The 20371-nt window shown below is 63.7% G+C and carries 18 protein-coding genes; 7 read left to right on the top strand and 11 right to left on the bottom strand.

Features of this window, described 5'->3' with window-relative positions; genetic code table 11:
• Nucleotides 1–276: 276 nt before the first annotated feature.
• Nucleotides 277–936: a TetR/AcrR family transcriptional regulator gene (locus L6637_RS10725; RefSeq protein WP_333909387.1), complete on the bottom strand. Its 660-nt coding sequence runs from the start codon at nt 934–936 to the stop codon at nt 277–279.
• Between the two features lie 328 nt (nt 937–1264).
• Nucleotides 1265–2113: a VOC family protein gene (locus L6637_RS10720; protein ID WP_237870527.1), complete on the bottom strand. Its 849-nt coding sequence runs from the start codon at nt 2111–2113 to the stop codon at nt 1265–1267.
• A 208-nt stretch (nt 2114–2321) separates the two neighbouring features.
• Here L6637_RS10720 and L6637_RS10715 point away from each other — a divergent pair, with 208 nt between their 5' ends.
• Nucleotides 2322–3215: a sugar kinase gene (locus tag L6637_RS10715; RefSeq protein ID WP_237863644.1), complete on the top strand. Its 894-nt coding sequence runs from the start codon at nt 2322–2324 to the stop codon at nt 3213–3215.
• Nucleotides 3216–3233: 18 nt separating this feature from the next.
• Nucleotides 3234–4139, top strand: a complete 906-nt coding sequence (gene rbsK / locus L6637_RS10710; RefSeq protein ID WP_237870525.1) for a ribokinase — start codon at nt 3234–3236, stop codon at nt 4137–4139.
• Between the two features lie 96 nt (nt 4140–4235).
• Here rbsK and L6637_RS10705 read toward each other — a convergent pair whose 3' ends face one another.
• Nucleotides 4236–5456, bottom strand: a complete 1221-nt coding sequence (locus L6637_RS10705; RefSeq protein WP_237870523.1) for an NAD(P)/FAD-dependent oxidoreductase — start codon at nt 5454–5456, stop codon at nt 4236–4238.
• 235 nt (nt 5457–5691) lie between these two features.
• Here L6637_RS10705 and L6637_RS10700 point away from each other — a divergent pair, with 235 nt between their 5' ends.
• Both L6637_RS10700 and L6637_RS10695 read left to right on the top strand, forming a co-directional pair.
• Nucleotides 5692–6486, top strand: coding sequence for an enoyl-CoA hydratase/isomerase family protein (locus tag L6637_RS10700; protein WP_237863641.1), 795 nt, complete (start codon nt 5692–5694; stop codon nt 6484–6486).
• Nucleotides 6483–7064 (top strand): histidine phosphatase family protein, encoded by a 582-nt coding sequence (locus tag L6637_RS10695; RefSeq protein ID WP_237870521.1) that lies wholly within the window; start codon nt 6483–6485, stop codon nt 7062–7064. The genes L6637_RS10700 and L6637_RS10695 overlap by 4 nt, the downstream gene beginning before the upstream one ends.
• Here L6637_RS10695 and L6637_RS10690 read toward each other — a convergent pair.
• The 4 genes from L6637_RS10690 to L6637_RS10675 form a co-directional block, all read right to left on the bottom strand.
• Nucleotides 7057–8397: a TRAP transporter large permease gene (locus tag L6637_RS10690; RefSeq protein ID WP_237863639.1), complete on the bottom strand. Its 1341-nt coding sequence runs from the start codon at nt 8395–8397 to the stop codon at nt 7057–7059. The genes L6637_RS10695 and L6637_RS10690 overlap by 8 nt on opposite strands.
• Nucleotides 8394–8972 carry a TRAP transporter small permease gene (locus L6637_RS10685; RefSeq protein WP_237870519.1) on the bottom strand — a complete coding sequence of 193 codons (579 nt, stop codon included), beginning with the start codon at nt 8970–8972 and terminating at the stop codon, nt 8394–8396. The genes L6637_RS10690 and L6637_RS10685 overlap by 4 nt, the downstream gene beginning before the upstream one ends.
• Before the next feature lie 156 nt (nt 8973–9128).
• Complete coding sequence (locus tag L6637_RS10680; RefSeq protein WP_237863637.1) at nt 9129–10124, bottom strand: TRAP transporter substrate-binding protein; 996 nt, start codon at nt 10122–10124, stop codon at nt 9129–9131.
• A 69-nt stretch (nt 10125–10193) separates the two neighbouring features.
• Nucleotides 10194–11906 carry an IlvD/Edd family dehydratase gene (locus L6637_RS10675; RefSeq protein WP_237863636.1) on the bottom strand — a complete coding sequence of 571 codons (1713 nt, stop codon included), beginning with the start codon at nt 11904–11906 and terminating at the stop codon, nt 10194–10196.
• 173 nt (nt 11907–12079) lie between these two features.
• Here L6637_RS10675 and L6637_RS10670 point away from each other — a divergent pair, with 173 nt between their 5' ends.
• On the top strand, nt 12080–12763 hold the full coding sequence (locus L6637_RS10670) for a GntR family transcriptional regulator (protein ID WP_237870517.1): 684 nt from the start codon (nt 12080–12082) through the stop codon (nt 12761–12763).
• Nucleotides 12764–12869: 106 nt separating this feature from the next.
• The gene (locus L6637_RS10665) at nt 12870–13553 is read left to right on the top strand and encodes a nitroreductase (RefSeq protein ID WP_237870515.1); all 684 of its coding nucleotides are present in this window, start codon (nt 12870–12872) and stop codon (nt 13551–13553) included.
• A gap of 33 nt (nt 13554–13586) precedes the next feature.
• On the opposite strand, the gene L6637_RS10660 is transcribed toward L6637_RS10665, so the two are convergent.
• Nucleotides 13587–14000 (bottom strand): hypothetical protein, encoded by a 414-nt coding sequence (locus L6637_RS10660; RefSeq protein WP_237870513.1) that lies wholly within the window; start codon nt 13998–14000, stop codon nt 13587–13589.
• A 178-nt stretch (nt 14001–14178) separates the two neighbouring features.
• Entirely contained in the window at nt 14179–15003 is an 825-nt protein-coding gene (locus L6637_RS10655) for an NAD-dependent epimerase/dehydratase family protein (protein ID WP_237870512.1), read from the bottom strand.
• Nucleotides 15004–15092: 89 nt separating this feature from the next.
• On the opposite strand from L6637_RS10655, the gene L6637_RS10650 reads away from it, so the two are divergent.
• On the top strand, nt 15093–16070 hold the full coding sequence (locus L6637_RS10650; protein ID WP_237870510.1) for an SMP-30/gluconolactonase/LRE family protein: 978 nt from the start codon (nt 15093–15095) through the stop codon (nt 16068–16070).
• Nucleotides 16071–16273: 203 nt separating this feature from the next.
• On the opposite strand, the gene L6637_RS10645 is transcribed toward L6637_RS10650, so the two are convergent.
• The gene (locus L6637_RS10645) at nt 16274–17704 is read right to left on the bottom strand and encodes an aldehyde dehydrogenase family protein (RefSeq protein WP_237863631.1); all 1431 of its coding nucleotides are present in this window, start codon (nt 17702–17704) and stop codon (nt 16274–16276) included.
• A 283-nt stretch (nt 17705–17987) separates the two neighbouring features.
• Complete coding sequence (locus tag L6637_RS10640) at nt 17988–20351, bottom strand: transketolase (RefSeq protein WP_237870508.1); 2364 nt, start codon at nt 20349–20351, stop codon at nt 17988–17990.
• Between the last annotated feature and the right edge of the window lie 20 nt (nt 20352–20371).

Raw genomic sequence — 20371 nt, 5'->3', positions numbered from 1 at the left:
TTCGTTGTGTGGAGAAATTAACCCGTTGGATAAATACTGTCCAGAGGTTTCCCTGTGACGTTTTGCGCAGGGGTTCCGGAAGGTGAGCGTGAGAGATGGCGCGTGAAGGCCGCGTGGCAGGATGGTCGCGCCCCACTCTCGGTGTCATTCCCCGCGAAAGCGGGGAATCCAGTACGCCGCGGCTTCTCCGTGTCCCATCGGCGTCTCTGGAATACTGGATCGCCCACCCCAGTGCGCAAGCGCGCACAAGGCGGGCGATGACAGCGGCGCGTTCGGCTAAACCGTCTGCGCCACCGCGCTCCGCGACTTCGGCGCTTTCCCGATCTCGAACAGCGCGACCGATTTTCCCGTCAGCGCGGCCAGCACGAGGCCGACCATATGCGCGAGGCGTTCGTCCTTGGCGTCCTTGGCCATCAGATCACGGCCGAAGATCACGCTGAGCGTTGCCGAGTTGGAGAGATAGAAGAAGCTGAGCGCAGCGATCGAGATGTAGAGCTGCACCGGATCGACCGCGACCTGGAAATCGCCGCTGTCGACGCCGCGGTGCACCACGGTGCCGATCATCTCGACAAAAGGCGAGTGCATCGACTTGACCTTGGTCGAGCGCTTCAAATGCTTTGCGCGCGCGAGGTTCTCGGTTTGGAGCAGCGAGAGGAATTCAGGGTTGCGCAGGAAGTAGCCCCAGGTGAACTCGATCAGCCGCCTGATGGCCTCGGGCGGATCGAGATGTTCGAGATCGAGCCCCCGCTCCTCGCTGCGGATCTTGTCATAGGCGCCTTCGAGCACCGCGAGATAGAGGTCGTCTTTGTTGCCGACGTGGTAGTACAGCATGCGCTTGTTGGCGCCGGCCTTGGTGGCGATGCGGTCGACCCGCGCGCCGGCGAGCCCGTGAGCCGAAAACTCCTGCTTGGCAGCCTCGAGAATGCGCAGCCGCATCCCCTCAGGATCGCGCTGCCATTTCAGAGTTCGCTTTGCCGCTGCCTTCGCCAAACCGGGTGCTCGCTGGGTGCTTACGGTATGCCATGTACCACGCCGCCGCCGTCATTGCGAGGAGCGAAGCGACAAAGCAATCACCGCGAAGCGCAGTCTGGATTGCTTCGCTGCGCTCGCAAAGACGGATGAGAGCAGCGGCTAACGAAACCAGTTTCGTAGGGTGGGCAAAGCGAAGCGTGCCCACGTCTTCGGTCCTTACTGAGAAGACGTGGGCACGGCGCAAACGCGCCTTTGCCCACCCTACGGGAGTCTTTGAGTGGATGGTGCCGCCCTACTCCAGCGGCTTCGGGGAGCGCTCCAACAGCACAGTCTGGATCCCGCAGGTGCCGCTGCGCACCGTCACGATGCGCGTGCCCGGCTTGCGGCCATTGCGCACTTCGGAGACGTCGAGGCCGCTCGCAAGCAGGCGGGCGCGGGTGGCGTCGATGTCGGCGACGCGCCAGCTCAGGCCCCAGAGCCGGTCATGCTGGGAATCGCCGCCCGCGACGGGGCGGCGCACCACCTCGACGATGAGATCGCCGCAGCGGAAGAACATCAGCTGGCCCCAGTCGTGATGGGAGCGGTCGAGCGCGAGATCGAGCCCGAGCCGGGCGCCATAGAGCGCGGCGGCGCGATCGGAATCCTCTGTCGTGATGACGACGTGATCGAGCCCGTCGATCGGCGCAACGTCTGAGGCAACCGATTTCGGGCGTTCCTCGGCGAGCTCAAGGAAGAACATCCGCACGCCGCGCGTCAGCTCGGTCGCGGCCCGTGTGCGCTTCCAGTGCAGGGCCGCGCCTGATACATCGTCGCTGCTCTCGACCTCGGCGACCGGATCCGGCTTCAGCGCCACCCGGTCCAGCCGCCGGTGCATCTTGCCCATGTCGGCTACACGAAAGCACAGGCTGGCGAGCAAGCCCTCTTGGTCGTCGAGCAGCGCGCGCATCCGGTCCGCGGTCGCGGTGAAGCCGCTCGGCGCCATCAATTCGATGGTCATGTTCTCGAGGGTGAACAGCACGCGGTCGGCGCCCTCGCCGGAATTCTGCCAGGCCGGCGCTCGGGCGAGCAGCGTCTGATAGGCCGCCTTGGCCGCACCGATATCCTTGACCAGAACAACGATGTGATCGAGGCCGGTGATCATGTTTGTCCCTTTTGATCGACCTGGAACCGTGGCCCGGACAACGGCAAATGTCCGGGCTTGGCATAAGCGTAACATGGTCGTATTCCGGCCCTATGCCGACCTCAAGCGCTTCGGGCCGGTTTTGTGAATAATTTCCGCGTCCTTCGCGCGGAACCGGTGCTAGAGTAAGTGCGCCGGCCGGGACCACCCAGCGCATCACGGACAAGCAATGCAGGCTCTCTTTATCGGACAGACCTATATCGACGTCGTCTTCATCACCGACCACATGCCGACCGGCGACGAAAAGCACGTGGCTTCGGACTACGCGGTTTCCTTCGGCGGCAACGCGGTGACGGCGGCGTTCTGCTGCGCCAAACTCGGCATCGTGCCCGATCTGATCGCCACCGCGGCCAATGACTGGCTGGGGCGCATGTTCCAGGACATGTGCGCGAAATACGCGATCTCGCTGCACGGCCGCAAGGTGAACCAGTCCTCGCTGTCCTTCATCATGCCGAAGGACGGCAAGCGCGCCATCGTGCGCTGCCGCGACGACGAGCACATCCATCCCTTCCCCATGCTCAATCTCGGCGGCTGCCGCGCGCTGCATGTCGACGGCCACCAGCCCGATGCGGCACTCCACTACGCAAAAGTCTGCCGCGAGGCCGGCATTCTGACCTCGCTCGACGGCGGCGGCCTGCGCACCAACACGCATGAGCTCTTGGAATTCATCGACGTCGCGATCGTCGCCGAGCGCCTGTGCGAGCAGATGGACCTGACGCCGGAGAAGATGCTCGATTACCTCAAGGCCCGCGGCTGCAAGATCGGTGGCGTCACCATGGGCGAAAAGGGCCTGCTCTGGTACGACGAAACCGGGACGGTGCAAGTGATGCCGGCGATGCCAATCCCGCGCGAGCGCGTGATCGACACCAACGGCGCCGGCGATGTCTTCCACGGCGCCTATGTCTATTCCTACCTCGCCCATCCCGGCAAGAGCTGGCGCGAGCATTTTGACTTCGCCCGGGCCGCCTCGACCTTCAAGATCCAGCGCCTCGGCAACGAGGCCGGCCTGCCGACCCTTGTCGACATCGCCAAGGTCAGGCACGAGTTCGAAGTTCGAGTCTAAATTTCGCAAGGGCATATCATGGGGCGCGTCTTCGTCGCCGGCAGCATCAACATGGATGTGGTGGCGACCGCCGATCGCCACCCAAAAGTCGGCGAGACCGTCGCGGGCCGCGAGGTGCTGTATTTTCCAGGCGGCAAGGGCGCGAACCAGGCGGTCGCGGCTGCCAGACTTGGCGCGAAGACGACGCTGATCGGGCGGCTTGGCAAAGATGCGTTCGGGACCGAGCTTCGGACGTTCCTCGCCGCGCAGGGCGTCGATCTCGGCTCGTTGCGCGATGCCGACACGCATAGCGGCACCGCGATCATTACGGTTGCGGCTTCCGACAACACGATCGTCGTCATTCCCGGCAGCAATGCTCTGGTCAGCGCGGAGGATGTCGCGGATACGCCGCTGGCCATGGATGACGTCGCTGTCAGCCAGTTCGAAATTCCGCTGCCGACGATTGCCGCGTTCTTCCAGCGGGCTCGCAGCGCCGGAGCGACAACGCTGCTTAATCCGGCGCCCGCGCAAAAGATGTCGCCCGAGCTGCTCGCGCTGGTCGATATCCTCGTGCTGAACGAGACCGAACTCGGCTTTCTCGCCGGCACTGAGCTCACCGATAGCGATGACGCCACAAAGATCATCGCCGTCGCGCGACAACTTCAGGCGCGCGCGGACCAGACGATCTGCGTCACACTCGGCAAACGCGGCGTCCTCGCGCTCGCTGCCAGTGAGGAGCTCGCGGTGCCCGGCCGTGTGGTGAAAGCGGTCGACACCACAGGCGCCGGCGACTGTTTTGTCGGCGCACTCGCCTCTCAGCTCGCCGATGGCGTACCTCTGCGCGCCGCCCTCGACTTCGCCAACGCCGCCGCCTCGATCAGCGTGCAGCGGATGGGCGCGGGGCCGTCGATGCCGACGGCCGCGGAGGTGGCGGCGGTGCTTTAGGCAATACTCCCGTCATTGCGAGCGCAGCGAAGCAATCCAGACTGCCTCCGCGGAAAGACTCTGGATTGCTTCCCTGCGCTCGCAATGACGGAGAGATCACGCCAGCGCGCTCTTCAGATCAAAACTTTCATCGGCAGCCTGCTCGGGCGTGATCGAGCGGTCCATCGCCTGCAAGCGGCGGCCGAACATGTGATCGCCGGCTCGGTTGATCGATTCGATGCCGAGCAGTCTGTCGCCGTGATAGCAGAACGCGGAGAACGCCTTCCTTGCGGGATCGCCGCGCAGCACCACGCGGTCATAGCCGGTGGTGAGGCCGGCGATCTGGAGCTTGTCGTCGCCCTGGTCGCTCCAGAACCAGGGATGGCCGTCGTAAGGCTTCTTGTCGCCGGTCAGCCGCGCCGCCACACAACGGGCGTGGTCGGTGGCGTTCTGCACCGATTCCAGCCGCAACGAACCGCCGAAGCGCTGACTCGCGAACAGCGCGCAATCGCCGATCGCCGAGATATCGGGATCGGCCGTCGACAGATATTCGTCGACGATGATGCCGGCGGCAACAGGGAGCCTCGCCTCGGCTGCAAGCTCGATGTTCGGCAGCACGCCGACGCCGACGACGACGAGATCGGCAGGCAGATGCCGGCCGTCACTGAGACTGACGCCGGTGACCTTGCCGTTCTCGGCCCCGATCGAGGTTGCCTGCACACCGAGGTGAATGCGGATGCCGGCTTCACGATGCCGCGCCTGGAAATACTCGGAGACCTCCGCGGTCACTGCGCGCGCCATCACGCGCGGGGCAAGCTCGAGCACGTCCACTTCCAGGCCCTTGATCCGCGCCGTGGCGGCGAACTCGAGGCCGATGAAGCCGGCACCGATCACCACGACCCGCGTCTTCGTCGGCATGATCTGGCGCAGCGCCTCGCTCTCGTCGAGGATGCGAAGGTATTTCACGTCGGGCAGATTGGCGTTGGGCAGATCGAGCAGACGGTTGCGCGCGCCTGTGGCCAGCACGAGATGGCCATAAGGAAGCGTCTCGCCCGGGGCGAGCAGCACTTTTCGTGCAGCGCGGTCGATCGAGACGGCGCGCCCCGAGATCAGCTCGATCTTCTGGTCCTGGTAGAATTTCTCGGGGCGGAACATCAGGCTGTCGGGCCCGGCCGAGCCCTTGATGTAGGCCTTGGACAGCGGCGGTCGCTGATAGGGTAGATGCGCCTCGTCATTGATCAGGCAGATGCGCTGCGCAAAACCCGCCTGCCGCAGCGACGCAGCGACCTGGTAGCCACCATGGCCGGCGCCGACAATGATCACAGGACCATCAGTCATTGGACAGCCCATTTCTTCAAGACACGAGCATCACCCATGTCGTCTCCTCTCGCTAAAGATGGCTTGGCTAGCCTAGGAGGAGCCGGCGCTCGTGTCCGTCCCTAAACGAAGGCCGCCCATTTGAGCCGATCATTCGGCGCGGCGCAAGGGCCGGGGCGCTGGCGGCCGGGGATTGTCTCCCCTCGCCTTCTGCGATTTAGTTGCAGCAACGGACCTCTAGCCGGGGATTATTCCAATGACAGCTCCTGTCTCAAAACCCGACGATCCCGCGCTGCTGCGGATCGAGGGTGCGATCGCAACGATCACGCTCAACCGTCCCGCCGCGTTCAACTCGGTCAACCTCGCGATCGCCGAGAGGCTCGAGCAGCTCGCGGCCTATATTGAAGGCGACGACGCCATCAAGGTCGTGGTGATCGAGGGCGAAGGCCGCGCCTTCTCCGCCGGCGGCGATCTCCAGACGATTGGTGCTGCGGCCGAAGCCAACAATGTGACGCCGGTCGTCGGCGAACTCCTCAAGCACTATCATGCCTTCATCGAGATCCTCAGGCGCATGCCAAAGATCTCGCTGTCCAGCGTGCACGGCTCGGCCGCCGGCGCCGGCATGGGCCTCGCCTTCGTCACCGATCTCTGCATCGCCGCTGACGACGCCAAGTTCACGCCGGCCTATGCCAAGATCGGCGTGTCACCGGATGGCGGCTCGACCGTCGGGATCGTCGGCACGGTCGGCTCGCGCCGCGCGCTGCAGATTTTTCTCGCCGAGGACAATTTTACCGCGCAGCAGGCCTATGAATGGGGCCTCGTCGTCAAGACCGTTCCGGCGACCGAGTTGAAAGCAGCGACGCGACAGCTCGCCGAGCGCCTCGCGCAAAACCCGGCGGCGGCGATATCAGGCACCAGGTCGCTGGTCTATGCGGCCGCGACTACGCCCGTAAAACAGCAGCTCGATGCCGAGGAGCACAAGATCATCATGGCGATGAACACGGAGGAGTTCCGTATCGCCGTGAAGAAGTTCACGAGCAAGAGCAAGTGAGCCCACTCAGGCCGTCGCGCTCGTTCTGCGGCCTGCGTCACGGCGCGACCGACTGGAATCGGCAGGGACTGTTTCAGGGCCGGACCGACAATCCGCTGAATGAGGACGGTCTCAAGCAGGCGCACGAGGCTGCAAGCTTGTTGCGCGGTGTCGGCATCAGCCGCATCGTCGCAAGCCCGCTGGTGCGTGCGGCCAAAACGGCCGAAATCATCGCGGATGCGATCGCGGTACCGCTCTCGATCGATGCCAGCATCATCGAGCTCGATTTCGGCAGCTTCGAGGGCCGTCCCGTGCGCGACCTGATGATCAAGCACGGCGTCAATTCGGCGACGGGGCTGGTCTCGATCCTGCCCGCCGACGGCGAGGCCTGGGACGCCATGGCCGAACGCTCACTACGCTGTGTGGCTAACTGGCTCGATCGTTATCCGAGCGATAATCTGCTGTTCGTCTGCCATGACGCGGTGATGCAGGGCATGGCGAACGCGCTCTCCGGCAGCTACTTCAAGAACAGTCACGGCATGCCGTTTCGCTATGTCTGCGACGATGCGCAATGGAGCATCGAGCAGCTGATCACTTAGGACAAATATAGCCCGTCCCCGCCGGCGACCTGAAGCAGCCGACCGACTCGGGGAGCACGTGCTGCGGCAGCCACAGCACCACGCTGGGGAAATAGATCGCAAACGCGATGGTGGCGAAGAACACGACATAGATCGGCAGCGCCGCGCGCAGCGCCTTGGCAAAGCTGACGCCGACGAATTTCGAGGCCATCAACAGCACCAGACCATAGGGCGGCGTGATCAGGCCGAAGGCGAGCGTAGCGATAAGCACAACGCCCATGTGGACACCATTGATGTCGCCGGCCTCCGTCAGTGCGTTCACCAGCGGCATGAAGATGATGATGGTGGGCACCGGCTCGATGAAGTCGCCGACCACCGTGAACAGCAGCACCATCAGCAGCATGATCAGGTGCGGATCGTTGCCGGCGATCGAGGTGATCATGTCGGCGATGTAGCTCGCGCCGCGCAAATAGGCGAGCATCCAGCCGAAGGCATTGGCGGCGCCGATGGTGATCAGGGGCAGCGAGAAGATCAGGCCGGCGAGGCAAAAATCGTACGGGATTTTCCTGAAGTGCCCGCGGTTGAGCGCGGGGATCACGACCAGGATGATCCAGACCACGGCGACGACGCCGGCTTCCGTCGGCGTGAACCAGCCGGTCAAAATGCCGCCTAACAGGATCACCGGGATCATCAGCGGCAGGGCCGCATCGCCCGCCGCGAACACCACCTGTCGCAAAGGCGCGCGCGGCTTGCGCAGGCCCGAAGGACCGAAGAAATAGCAATAGATCATCAGGCCGAACCCGATCATCAGGCCGGGCACCACGCCGGCCATGAACAGGCCGGCAATCGAGACGTTGCCGACCGCGCCATAGACCACCGCGGTGATGCTCGGCGGCACCAGCGCAGCGATGGTCGAGGCGGAGGCGATGATCGCGGCGATGAAGGCGGGCTCGTAGCCCTCGCGCCTCATCGGGCCGCCGAGCGCGCGGCTCATCACGGCGACGTCGGCCGTGGTCGAGCCGGACATCTCCGAGAAGAACATGCTGAAGACAACCACCACCTGCGACAGGCCGCCCCTGATGTGCCCGACCAAGGACACCGAAAGATTGGCTATTCGTACCACCACGTTGGCCGAGCTCATGAGCTCGCCCACCAGCAGGAAGAACGGAATGGCGAGCAACGCCTCGGAATCGACGCCGTCAAAAATCTTCTGAATGATCGCGGCGAGCGAGACATCAGACAGAAACGCGCCGACGAAGACGCCTGCCATCAGCGAGAACGGCACGGGCACGCCGAGATAGCCGAACGACAGGAAGCAGATCGACATCAACGCGAGGACGATGGGTGCGCTCACGGCTGCGCCCTCACCTGCGCTTCGGTCACAACAGGCGCAGCGTCCTCATCGGGCGGCTCTGGATGATCAAACCCATTGCGCAGGCCGTTGACGAGCTGCTCGATGGTGAACAGGCCGATCAGGATGCCGGACAGCGGAATGATGGCGTAGAGCGAGGCGATCGGCGTGCCCGACGGCAGGCGGAAGCTGCCGAAGCCGCGAAGATAGTTCTGGTAGCCGTACCAGATCAGGCAGAAGGCGACGGCGAGGACGATGAGACGGATGATGATTTCGACGATGATCCGGGGCGTGCCATGCATCGCCTCGGAGATCGCGGTGAGATAGAGGTGATCGTTGCGACGCGTCGCCACGGCCGTCCCGATGAAGATCGCATAAATGAAAAGCGTCGAGGTGACTTCCTGAAGCCATAGCCAGGGATGGCCGATGGTGCGGGTGACGATGTCGGCGGTCACCGACAGCGAGAAGCCGAAGCACAGCGCGCCACAGAGGATCATGAGCGCGAGCTCGAGCCAGTCGAGCCAGCGCCATTTCAGATGACGCTGACGTTGGAGTACGAGCTTGTCGGCGATGGGCATCCACCTCTCCGTCGTCCCGGCGAAAGCCGGGACCCATAACCCCGAAAGGGAGTTGTTGCGCGAGCTGGCGACTCCAAGTCTTCGCCAAACTCAATTCTGTGGTTATGGGTCCCGGCTTTCGCCGGGACGACGCAGATAAGCGCCCGCGCGGTTGCCCTAATTAATGGACCGGATCAGATCCTTGATCTTCTCGGCATGCGGGCCGAGCTCCTTGGCGAGCTTGTCCAGATAGGGATCGGCGATCGCTGTAAAGCTCTTCTTGTCGACGTTATCCACGATCTTGACGCCCATCTTCTTCAGCTTCTCGGCCGCGCTGCGCTCGAGGTCGAATGCCTTCGCCGGCTCCTTGGTGCTGATCTCGTTGGCCGCGGTCTGCACCCATCCCTTCTGTTCGGCCGAGAGGCTCTGCCAGAGCTTGTCGGAGACGAACACCAGCGCGTTGTTGGCCTCGTGCTCGGTGATGTTCAGCACCGGGGCGACCTCGTAATGCTTGTTGACGAGATAGACATTGATGCTGTTCTCGGCGACGTCGACCACGCCGGTCTGCAACGAGGTGTAGACGCTGCCGAACGGCATGTGCACGGTCTGGGCGCCGTAGGCCGGGAACATGGTGTCTTCGGTGGCGGTCGCTTGCACACGGACCTTCAGGCCCTTGATATCAGCCACATTGTGGATCTCCTTCTTGGAGTACATGTGGCGCACGCCCTGCGAACCCGTGCCGATGAGATGCAGGCCCTGCGTGGTCTCCTCGATCATCGTCTTGAGCGCTTCGAACACGCGGGGGTCGGCGAGCCCCTTGACGACATGCTGTTCGTCGCGGAACAGATAGTGCAGCGACATCACGCCTGCCTGCGGCGAGATGGTCGCGGTGTTGGCCGAGGAGACGATGGAGAATTCGACGTCGCCGGCTTTCACGAGCTGGAGCACCTGCGGCTCCTGCCCGAGCTGCGCGCCGGGATACTGGTCGATGATCATGGTGCCTTTGCTCAATTCCTTGAGCTTGTCGGCAAAGAGGTCGCCGGCGATCGAATAGCCGGTGTTGCGGGGCTGGTCATAGGCAAAGCGATAATGCTTCACCTCCTGTGCCCCGGCGCCCGTGACGAACAGCATGGCGGCCGCAGCCGCCAACCCACGCAAGGATCGTGCAATCATCGTCTCCCCCTGTGTTTATCGCCCGCCGCCTTCAGCGGTCTCGGCGCTCGTTCAAGTGTTGATCAGCCTTTACTCAGTCTTCTTCCCAGTCCTCTGCATGAAGTCGAAGTCGCAGCCCTCGTCGGCCTGCATGATGGTCTCGTTGAACAGCCAGGCATAGCCTCGGCGTGCCTCATCAGGCGCCGCGGCCGGCTTCAATTGGGCACGGCGGCGCTCCAGCTCGGCAGCATCAACCAAGAGCTCGATGCTGCGCTTGGCCACATCGAGGCTGATCATGTCGCCGTTCTTCACCAGCGCCAGCGGCCCGCCGACGGCGGATTCCGGCGTGATGTGGAGAACGATGGTGCCGAACGCCGTGCCGCTCATGCGCGCATCGGAAATGCGCACCATGTCCTTGGTGCCGCCGCGCGCGAGCTTCTTCGGGATCGGCAGATAGCCGGCCTCGGGCATGCCAGGCGCGCCCTTGGGGCCGGCATTGCGCAGCACCAACACGTCATCGGCCGTGACGTCCAGCTCGGGATCATCCACCCGCAGCGTCATGTCCTCGACGGATTCGAACACCACCGCGCGCCCCGTATGCTGCAGCAGCTTCGGGCTCGCAGCCGATTGCTTGATGACGGCGCCGCGCGGCGCGAGGTTGCCGTGCAGGATGGCGAGGCCGCCTTCCTTCTTGATCGGATTGTCGCGCGAGCGGATCGCGTCCTGGCCCGGGACATCCTCTGCATTGGCGACGACATCGCGCAGCGTCTGGCCCGATATCGTCTTCGCATCGAGGTCGACGAGATCGCCGAGCTGGGCCAGCAGTTTCGGCACACCGCCGGCGTGGTGGAAGTGCTCCATATAGTGCTCGCCCGACGGCTTGAGATCGACCAGCACAGGCACCTCGCGGCCGATCTGGTCGAACACTTCGAGATCGAGCCGATGCGGCGAGCGATGCGCCATCGCGGTCAGATGGATCAGGCCGTTGGTCGAGCCGCCGATCGCCTGCAGCACGACCTGCGCGTTCTTGAATGACGCCGGCGTCAAGAGCTCGCTCGGCTTCGGCCCCTTGGTCTTGGCCATCTCCGCCGCGACCCGACCGCTCGCCTCTGCAAGACGGAAACGCTCGGCATGCGGCGCCGGAATCGTCGCGCTCATCGGCAGCGACAGGCCCATGGCTTCGATCATGCAGGCCATGGTCGAAGCCGTGCCCATCACCATGCAGGTGCCGACGGACGGCGCGAGACGGCCGTTTACCGCCTCGATCTCGGCGTCATCCATTTCGCCGGCGCGATACTTGGCCCACAGACGGCGGCAATCGGTGCAGGCGCCCAGCACCTCGCCCTTGTGATGACCGACCACCATGGGCCCGACGGGAATGACGACGGTCGGCAAATCGGCGCTGATCGCGGCCATCACCTGCGCCGGCAGCGTCTTGTCGCAGCCGCCGATCACGATCACCGAATCCATCGGCTGGGCCCGGATCATCTCCTCGGTATCCATCGCCATCAGATTGCGCAGGTACATCGAGGTCGGATGCGCGAAGCTCTCGGCGATCGAGATGGTCGGGAACACGAACGGCATCGCGCCCGACAGCATCACGCCGCGCTTTGCGGCCTCGATGATCTGCGGAACGTTGCCGTGACAGGGATTGTAGTCGCTATAGGTATTGGTGATGCCGACGATCGGACGCTCCAGCGCGTCGTCGGAATAGCCCATGGCCTTGATGAACGCCTTGCGCAGGAACAGCGAGAAGCCGGCATCGCCATAGCTCGTCAGACCCTTGCGCAACCCACTCGTCATCCTGCCGCTCCTTCTCGCCGGTCATTGTGCTACAGCCTGCCCCCTGATTGTCAATAAGACAGGCGTATACTTCGCTATTTCTGGACTGGCGCACCGCCAAACAGTCAGATTATTGACAATCTGCCCCTTCCCTGCTCCCTAGGGCGGACCGGCAGACGCCGGAGGCCGAGGGCATGTCCGACATTCGCACCGCAGATGCCATGCCTGTCAGGCGCGACGATCCTGACGACGTCGTCGCGCGGCTGGAGGAGGACATCATCTTCGGCCGCCTCGCGCCGGGCGCGCGACTGACCGAGGACGCGCTGATGTCGGCTTACGGCACCTCGCGCCATTTTGTGCGGCAGGCGCTGGTGGATGCAGAGCGCCGCGGCATCGTCCGCCGCGAGAAGAATGTCGGCGCCACCGTGCGGTTCTATTCGGCCGACGAGGTCCGGCAGATCTACGAAGTCAGGGAGATGCTGACGCGGCAGGCCGCACTGATGATCCCCCTGCCCGCGCCGCAAGCCCTGATCGACGAACTCACCGCCCTGCAACGCGACTACTGCGCGAAGGCCGATATAAGCGACCTGCGCGGCATCCACGAAGCCAACGACGCCTTCCACGTCGCGCTTTTTGCCGCCTGCGGCAATCCTTATCTGGTGCGCTCGCTCCAGGACTACATGAACCTGACGCTGCCGATGCGCGCCAAGAACCTCGCCGACCGCGAGGGCCTCGCGCTATCGCGACGCCAGCACGAGTTGATGATCGAGCTGTTGAAAGGCCGCGACAGCTGGGCCCTGGCGCAGCTTTGCGTGGATCACATGCAGTTCAGCAAGGCGGATTATCTGGCGCGGATTGCGGGGGAGGCGCAAGGCTGAGGCGCACGCCAAGGGCCGGAGTACTGCCCGCTCTTCAAAAGGCTATGGACATGATCAAAATCGTGAGGGAGAACGCGGCATCAAGCCAATTTCAGGATGCCGCAAGATGGAATTTGATGATGTCATTCTCGGCCGGCGAAGCATTCGCGGTTACAAGCCCGACCCTGTCTCGCCGGAATTGATCAAGGAAATCCTGGCGCTGGCCATGCGCGCGCCTTCGTCGATGAATACCCAGCCGTGGAATTTCTACGTCATCACCGGAGCACCGCTGGATCGTATCCGTCAGGGCAACACCGAGCGCAATCTGGCGGGTGTGCCGCACTCGCGCGAGTTTCGAACCGGCCAGGCATTCGAGGGCGTGCATCGCGAACGCCAGATCGGCGTTGCCAAGCAGTTGTTCAGCGCAATGGGAATTGCACGAGATGACAAGCAGCAGCGGCAAGACTGGGTCCTGCGCGGCTTTCGCCAGTTCGACGCGCCCGTGTGTGTAATCATCACATACGATCGCGAGCTGGCCTCCAGCGACGATACGGCCTTCGACTGTGGCGCCGTGGCGACCGCGCTCGTCAACGCGGCCTGGTCGCGGGGGCTCGGCGCCGTGATCAACAGCCAGGGCATCATGCAATCCCCCGTCGTGCGCGAGCATGCCGGGATCGCGGATGATCAGGTGATCATGAAAAGCATCGCGTTGGGCTGGCCGGACCACAGTTTTCCCGCCAATGCCGTCATCTCCGAGCGCAAGTCGGTCGATGAAGCGACGACCTTCGTGGGTTTTGCGGGCGGAGCCTAGAAGCAGACTTCGTCAGTCGAGCGTGTCACCCCTTCAGTACTGTCGCAGCAGCCCGCGATCCACGCCGGCATCGCCATAGCCGGCGCAGGCCGCCTTCGGGTCCTTGATCAAATCCGCCCGGACACGCCTGAACGTTTTGCCGGCCGCCTCCGACACCTCAGGACGGAATTTGACGGGATCGTAGCTCTCGCCGTCGCGGGCCTTGATGGCCGCCGAGTAGGCGTCGATCATCGCCATCGCTGCCTTGGGGCTGCCGAGCATCCGTGCGCCCAGCTGAACGGCTCCGGCGCCATCGACCTCAAAGCCGACGCAACGTTGTTCGAGCACCACGGATGCGGTGACGAGCTGATCAAGGAATGTCGCTTCGGCGTCGCTGAGCGGTGCGGCTTGCGCCGGTCCTGACGCGGTCGTTGCGAGGATTGCGACAACTGACAACTTTAATTTCATTTGTCGTTGCTCTCGAAATGGGATCGCACCAATCGAGAGCCAGACAATGGCTGCAGTACCGTTGACCTAGATCAATGGTGGTCTTCGCGAGTCAGATGCTCGCTGACAGAATTCACTCTCTCAACGCGTCATTGCGAGCGCAGCGAAGCAGGGAGCGCATCTATGTTCGCGTCAAGCGTCAGCGCTTATTCCAATCGATGATCCGGCTTGCATCACCATCGAATTCGTTGCTGCAGAACGCGCCGCCCTGGAAGTGGTCGCCGATCGGGTCGGGCTTCAGCTTGGCCTGCTCGGCCATGGCATGAGCCACGTGATCCTCGGAGCGGCCGATGGGACGATAGCCGAATTCGTAGGCGCGATGATTGTCCCACCAGGCCCGCTCGTTCAGCGACACGCCATAGAAGATTTCGAAATGGATGTCGGGATGTTCGAGGCCGATCCGGCAGAGCTGCACGAGATCTTCCGGCATCAGCCACATCGCAATGCGACGGTGGTCGAGCGGCTTCTCGTCGCAGTTACCGATGCGGATGCAGGTGACCTTCAGCCCGTGTTTGTCGGCATAGAGCGAGCCGACCGCTTCGCCGAACACCTTGCTGACGCCGTAGCGTCCGTCGGGGCGCACGGTGACGTCGGTGTCGATTCTGCGGTGGCGCGGATAGAAGCCGACGGTGTGGTTGGACGAGGCGAACACCACGCGCTTGACGCCCTTGCGATAGGCGGCCTCGAACAGATTGTAGCCTCCGATGATGTTGGCCTGGAGAATGTCGTTCCAGGGACCTTCGACCGAATAGCCGCCGAAATGGATGATGCCGTCGACGCCTTCGCAGATCGCCTCGCATTGCGCGAGGTCCGAAAGGTCCGCCGCCTTGAACTGCTCGTTGGGTCCCAAATCCTTGGGCGGGCGAATGTCGCTGAGCAGAAGGTCCGGATAGATCGGCGGCAGCAATTTGCGCAGGCGCGTACCGATCCCGCCCGAAGCTCCCGTCATCAAAATACGCGGCATGTTGTCCCTCGCCGTTGGTGACCGATTTGCCGTCACGTGTCTCTAATGATAGCAGGATTGTCCAGAGGGAACGAAACGAGAGAACCGACATGAATGAGGCATCGTCCCACAATCAGGAGCGGTCAGGCTGGCGGCCGGCGAGCTACTATCCCGATCCAGCCATTCATGCGCTCGATCCCCGCTTCGAAAAATACTGGTTGAAACTTTCGGCCGTGGAACGGCTGGCGACTGGCCTGCGCTGGGCCGAGGGACCGGTCTGGTTCGGCGACGGACGCTATCTGCTCTGCAGCGACATTCCGAACCAGCGCATCATCAAATGGGAGGAGGAGACCGGTGCGGTCTCAAACTTCCGAAAACCCTCGAATTTCGCCAACGGCAACACCAGGGATCGCCAGGGCCGGCTGGTTACTTGTGAGCACGGCGGCCGTCGCGTCACCCGCACTGAGCATGACGGCGAGATCACCGTGCTGATGGATCAATTCAACGGCAAGCGGTTGAACTCGCCGAACGATGTCGTTGTTAAATCGGACGGCTCGATCTGGTTCACTGATCCGATCTTCGGCATCCTCGGCAATTACGAGGGCTACAAGTCCGAGCCCGAGATCGACATGAACGTCTACAGGCTCGACCCGGAGACCCGCAAAGCCACCGTCGTCGCCGAGGGTGTGCTCGGGCCGAACGGGCTCGCCTTCTCGCCGGACGAGAAAATTCTCTACCTCATCGAATCCCGCGGCGTGCCGACCCGCAAAATTCTCGCCTATGACGTCTCGCCTTCCGGTGACAAGCTTTCGAACAAGCGCGTCTTCGTCGATGCCGGCCCCGGCACGCCGGACGGTTTCCGCGTCGACATCGACGGTAATCTCTGGTGCGGCTGGGGCATGGGCGATCCCGAGCTCGACGGCGTCGTGGTGTTCGCACCCGACGGCGTCATGATCGGCCGCATCGCCCTGCCCGAGCGCTGCGCCAATCTCTGCTTCGGCGGCGTCAAGCGCAACCGCCTGTTCATGGCGGCCAGCCAGTCGATCTACGCGCTGTATGTGAATACGCAGGGAGCGTTGGGGGGATAGGCGCGGCCGCACTCTCCCGTCATTGCGAGGAGCACTTGCGACGAAGCAATCCAGACTTTGACCGCGGAGGGATTCTGGATTGCTTCGCTGCGCTCGCAATGACGGCGCTAAGTCGCTGACGCTCCTTCTCGCCGTACGACGACGGAACAAAAACGCCGGAGCGGTTGCCCGCTCCGGCGTGATCTCGTTCAATCGCGAAAAGCTTACGCGGCGTTGAAGCCAGCAACCGCCTTCACTTCGAGGAAATCCTCGAGGCCATACTTGCCCCATTCGCGGCCGTTGCCGGACTGCTTGTAGCCGCCGAACGGCGCGGTGCGGTCGTTGGGCACGCCCTGCAGATTGACGTTGCCGGCGCGGATCTGGCGGCCGACGCGCTTGGCGTCCTCGACCGAAGCGCCGGAGACATAGCCGGCGAGGCCATAGGGCGTATCGTTGGCGATCTGCACCGCCTCAGACTCGTCCTTGGCGCCGATGATAGTCAGCACCGGCCCGAAGATCTCTTCGCGCGCAATCGTCATGTCGGGCGTGACGTCCGCGAAGATGGTCGGGCGGACATAGAAGCCCTTGTTGACGCCTTCGGGCAGGCCCGGGCCGCCGGCGACGAGCGTTGCGCCCTCGTCGATGCCCTTCTTGATCAGGCCCTGGATCTTGTCCCACTGGCCGCGGTTGACCACGGGGCCGATGGTGGTGCCATCGGCGCGCGGATCGCCCGCCTTGGTCTTGTCGGCGACAGCCTTCGCGATCGCGGCGACTTCCTTCATCTTCGAGGCCGGCACGATCATGCGCGAGGGCGCGTTGCAGGATTGGCCGGAGTTGTTGAACATGTGCATCACGCCGCCGGTCACCGCCTTGGTGAGGTCGGCGCCTTCGAGGATGACGTTCGGCGACTTGCCGCCGAGCTCCTGGCTGACGCGCTTCACGGTGGGAGCAGCGCGCTTGGCCACGTCGATGCCGGCGCGGGTCGAGCCGGTGAAGGAGATCATGTCGATGTCGGGGTGCTCGCTCATGGCGGCGCCGACCTCGGGGCCGAGGCCGTTGACGAGATTGAACACGCCCTTCGGCACGCCGGCTTCATGGAGGATTTCCGCAAAGATCAAAGCCGAGGTCGGCGTGAACTCCGACGGCTTCAGGATCATGGTGCAGCCGGCGGCAAGCGCAGGCGCGACCTTGCAGGCGATCTGGTTGAGCGGCCAGTTCCAGGGCGTAATCATGCCGACCACACCGATCGGCTCGCGCAGCACCATGGCGGTCCCGACGGGCTCCTCGAAATGATAGTTCTTGAGCACGTCGAGCGTGGTCATGAGATGGCCGAGACCGGCGCCGGCCTGGAGCTTCTCGGCCATCGGCAGCGGCGCGCCCATCTCATCGGAGACGGCGGCGCCGATCTCCTTGATGCGGGTCTTGTAGACCTCGATCACCTTGGTAAGCAGCGCGACGCGCTCCTCACGGCTGGTCTGGGAGAACGTTGCAAAGGCGCGCTTGGCGGCGGCAACGGCCTTGTCGACGTCAGCCTTGGAGCCCAGCGCAACCTCGTACATCGCCTCTTCCGTCGCGGGATTGACGACCGGAGTGGACTTCTTGACGGCGGGATCGACCCAGGCGCCGTCGATGTAGAATTGCATGCGATTGACCATCGTTAACCTCTTCTTGGGGGCTTAGGGGGCGTTTCGGCAGGCATCCTTGCACGAAAGCGCCGGCAATTGAACCCGCCATATGCGGGGCCAGCGTTGCGGCGGACGGAGGTTATATGAGCCGATGGCGGGAACGAGGCAAGGTGGCAGTCAATGTCGTCCTGGCGAAAGCCAGGACCCATTACCACCGAACCGTGTTGGTTTGCTCAGGCGTCTACCGCCTGTCGCCTACAACGGCTGCCGCGGCTGTATGGGTCCTGGCTTTCGCCAGGACGACGGCAAAGGCCTACACCGCCATCTTCCGATGCAGCACCGGTGCGCCGGTGGTGAGGCTTTCGGCCGCATCGATGATGGCGTTGGCATCGATGCCATAGTGGCGATACAGATCGGCAATGGTGCCGGTCTGGCCGAACTGCTCGACGCCGAGCGCCTCGACGCGATGGCCGCGGACGCTGCCGAGCCAGCCGAGCGCGGATGGGTGGCCGTCGATCACGGTCACGATGCCGCAGTCGCGTGGCAGCGGCGCCAGTAATTGTTCGATATGGCTGAGATGCTGCACGCCGCGCCGGTCGCGCCGCAATTTCCGCGCGGCGGTCCAACCGGCATGCAGGCGATCGGCCGAGGTGATCGCGAGCAGGCCGATGTCGCGCCTGTCTTCACCGATGAAGCCGGTGGCCTCGATCGCCTCCGGCGCGACTGCGCCGGTATAGGCGATCACGAGTTCGGCATTGGGGCCCGGCTTGCGCAGCCAATAGGCGCCATCGGTGATGCCTTGCTGCAGTTCGCCCGTCATGATGCGCTGCGCCTGCTCGATGCTGCGTGTCGACAGGCGCAGATACACCGCGCCACCCTCGCCCGGATCGCGCTGCATGTGCTGGAAGCCCCAGCCCATGATGACCGCGAGCTCGTCGACGAAGGCTGGCTCGAACGAGGCGAGCCCATCCTGCGCCATGCCGATCAGGGGCGTTGCGATCGACTGGTGCGCGCCGCCCTCCGGTGCCAGCGTGATGCCTGACGGCGTCGCCGCCACCATGAAGCGCGCGTCCTGGTAGCAGGCATAGTTCAGCGCATCGAGGCCGCGCTCGATGAAGGGATCGTAGAGCGTGCCGACCGGCAACAGCCGCGCGCCGTTGATCTGGTGCGACAGGCCGAGCGCGGAAAGCATGATGAACAGGTTCATCTCGGCGATGCCGAGCTCGAGGTGCTGGCCCTTGGGCGAGGCATCCCAATTGTAGGTGGACGGAATTTTCTCGCTGCGGAATAAGTCGGCCTTCGCGGCATTGGCGAACAGGCCGCGCCGGTTCACCCACGGGCCAAGATTGGTCGAGACGGTGACGTCGGGCGAGGTCGTGACGATGCGTTTTGCCAGCTCGCTGTCGCCGCGCGCGATCTCATTCAGCACGAGACCAAAACCCTGCTGGGTCGACATTTGCGGCGACGGCTTGAAGGCGAGCTGGGTGGGCACCTCGACGACGGGCGCGGTCAGCCGGCGGCCGTCCTGGTTGAACGGCACGCGTGCGAGGAAGGCGTCGAGCTCGGCGGCGCTCTGCGTGAGGCCCTCGTACTTGTCCCATTCATGGCCGGGGCGGATGTTCAGGCTCTCGCGATATTTCTCCATCTGCGCGACCGTCATCAGACCGGCATGGTTGTCCTTGTGGCCCTGGAACGGCAGGCCGACGCCCTTGATGGTGTAGGCGATGAAGCAGACCGGGCGATCATGGTCGATGGACTCGAACGCCTCCAGCATGCTTGCCATGTCGTGGCCGCCGAGATTCGACATCAGCGCCAGCAGCTCCTCGTCGCTGCGTTTGTCGATCAGTTCAGTGATCGGGCCCTGGTCGCCGATCTCATCGTGCAGATGCTTGCGGAAGGCCGCACCGCCCTGGAAGCACAGCGCGGCGTAGAGCGCGTTCGGGCAATTGTCGATCCACTTCTTCAGCGCCTCGCCGCCCGCTTCCGCAAACGCCTCGCGCATCAGGCGGCCGTATTTGACGATGACGACGTCCCAGCCGAAATTGCGGAACATGGTCTCGAACTTTTCCCACAGACCTTCGCGCACGACGGCATCGAGCGACTGCCTGTTGTAGTCGACCACCCACCAGGTGTTGCGCAGGCCGTGCTTCCAGCCCTCGGCAAGCGCTTCGAAGATGTTGCCCTCGTCCATCTCGGCATCGCCGACCAGCGCGATCATCCGCCCTTCGCGGCGATCCTTCATCCAGCCATGCGCCTTGACGTAATCCTGCACCAGCGAGGCGAACAGCGTCTGCGCAACGCCGAGGCCGACCGAGCCGGTGGAGAAGTCGACGTCGTCGACGTCCTTGGTCCGCGACGGATAGGACTGTGCGCCCTTGAAGCCGCGGAAATTCTCCAGCTTCTCGCGGCTCTGCCGGCCGAACAGATATTGGATGGCGTGGAACACCGGGCTCGCATGCGGCTTCACCGCGACGCGGTCCTCCGGGCGCAGCACGTGAAAGTACAGCGCCGACATGATGGTTGCGAGCGAGGCGGAAGAAGCCTGATGACCGCCGACCTTGAGGCCGTCCGCGTTCGAGCGGATGTGATTGGCGTGGTGGATGGTCCAAGACGACAGCCACAGCGCCTTGCGGGCCAGTGCAGTCAGGGTTTCAAGACGCGCGGAATCGACGGGCATGGCGATGCTCCGGAAAATAA

The sequence above is a fragment of the Bradyrhizobium zhengyangense genome, from assembly GCF_022012435.1.
GTDB classification, from domain to species: domain Bacteria; phylum Pseudomonadota; class Alphaproteobacteria; order Rhizobiales; family Xanthobacteraceae; genus Bradyrhizobium; species Bradyrhizobium zhengyangense.
Note: the sequence above shows the minus strand (reverse complement) of the source record. Positions and strands in the feature narration are given on the sequence as shown.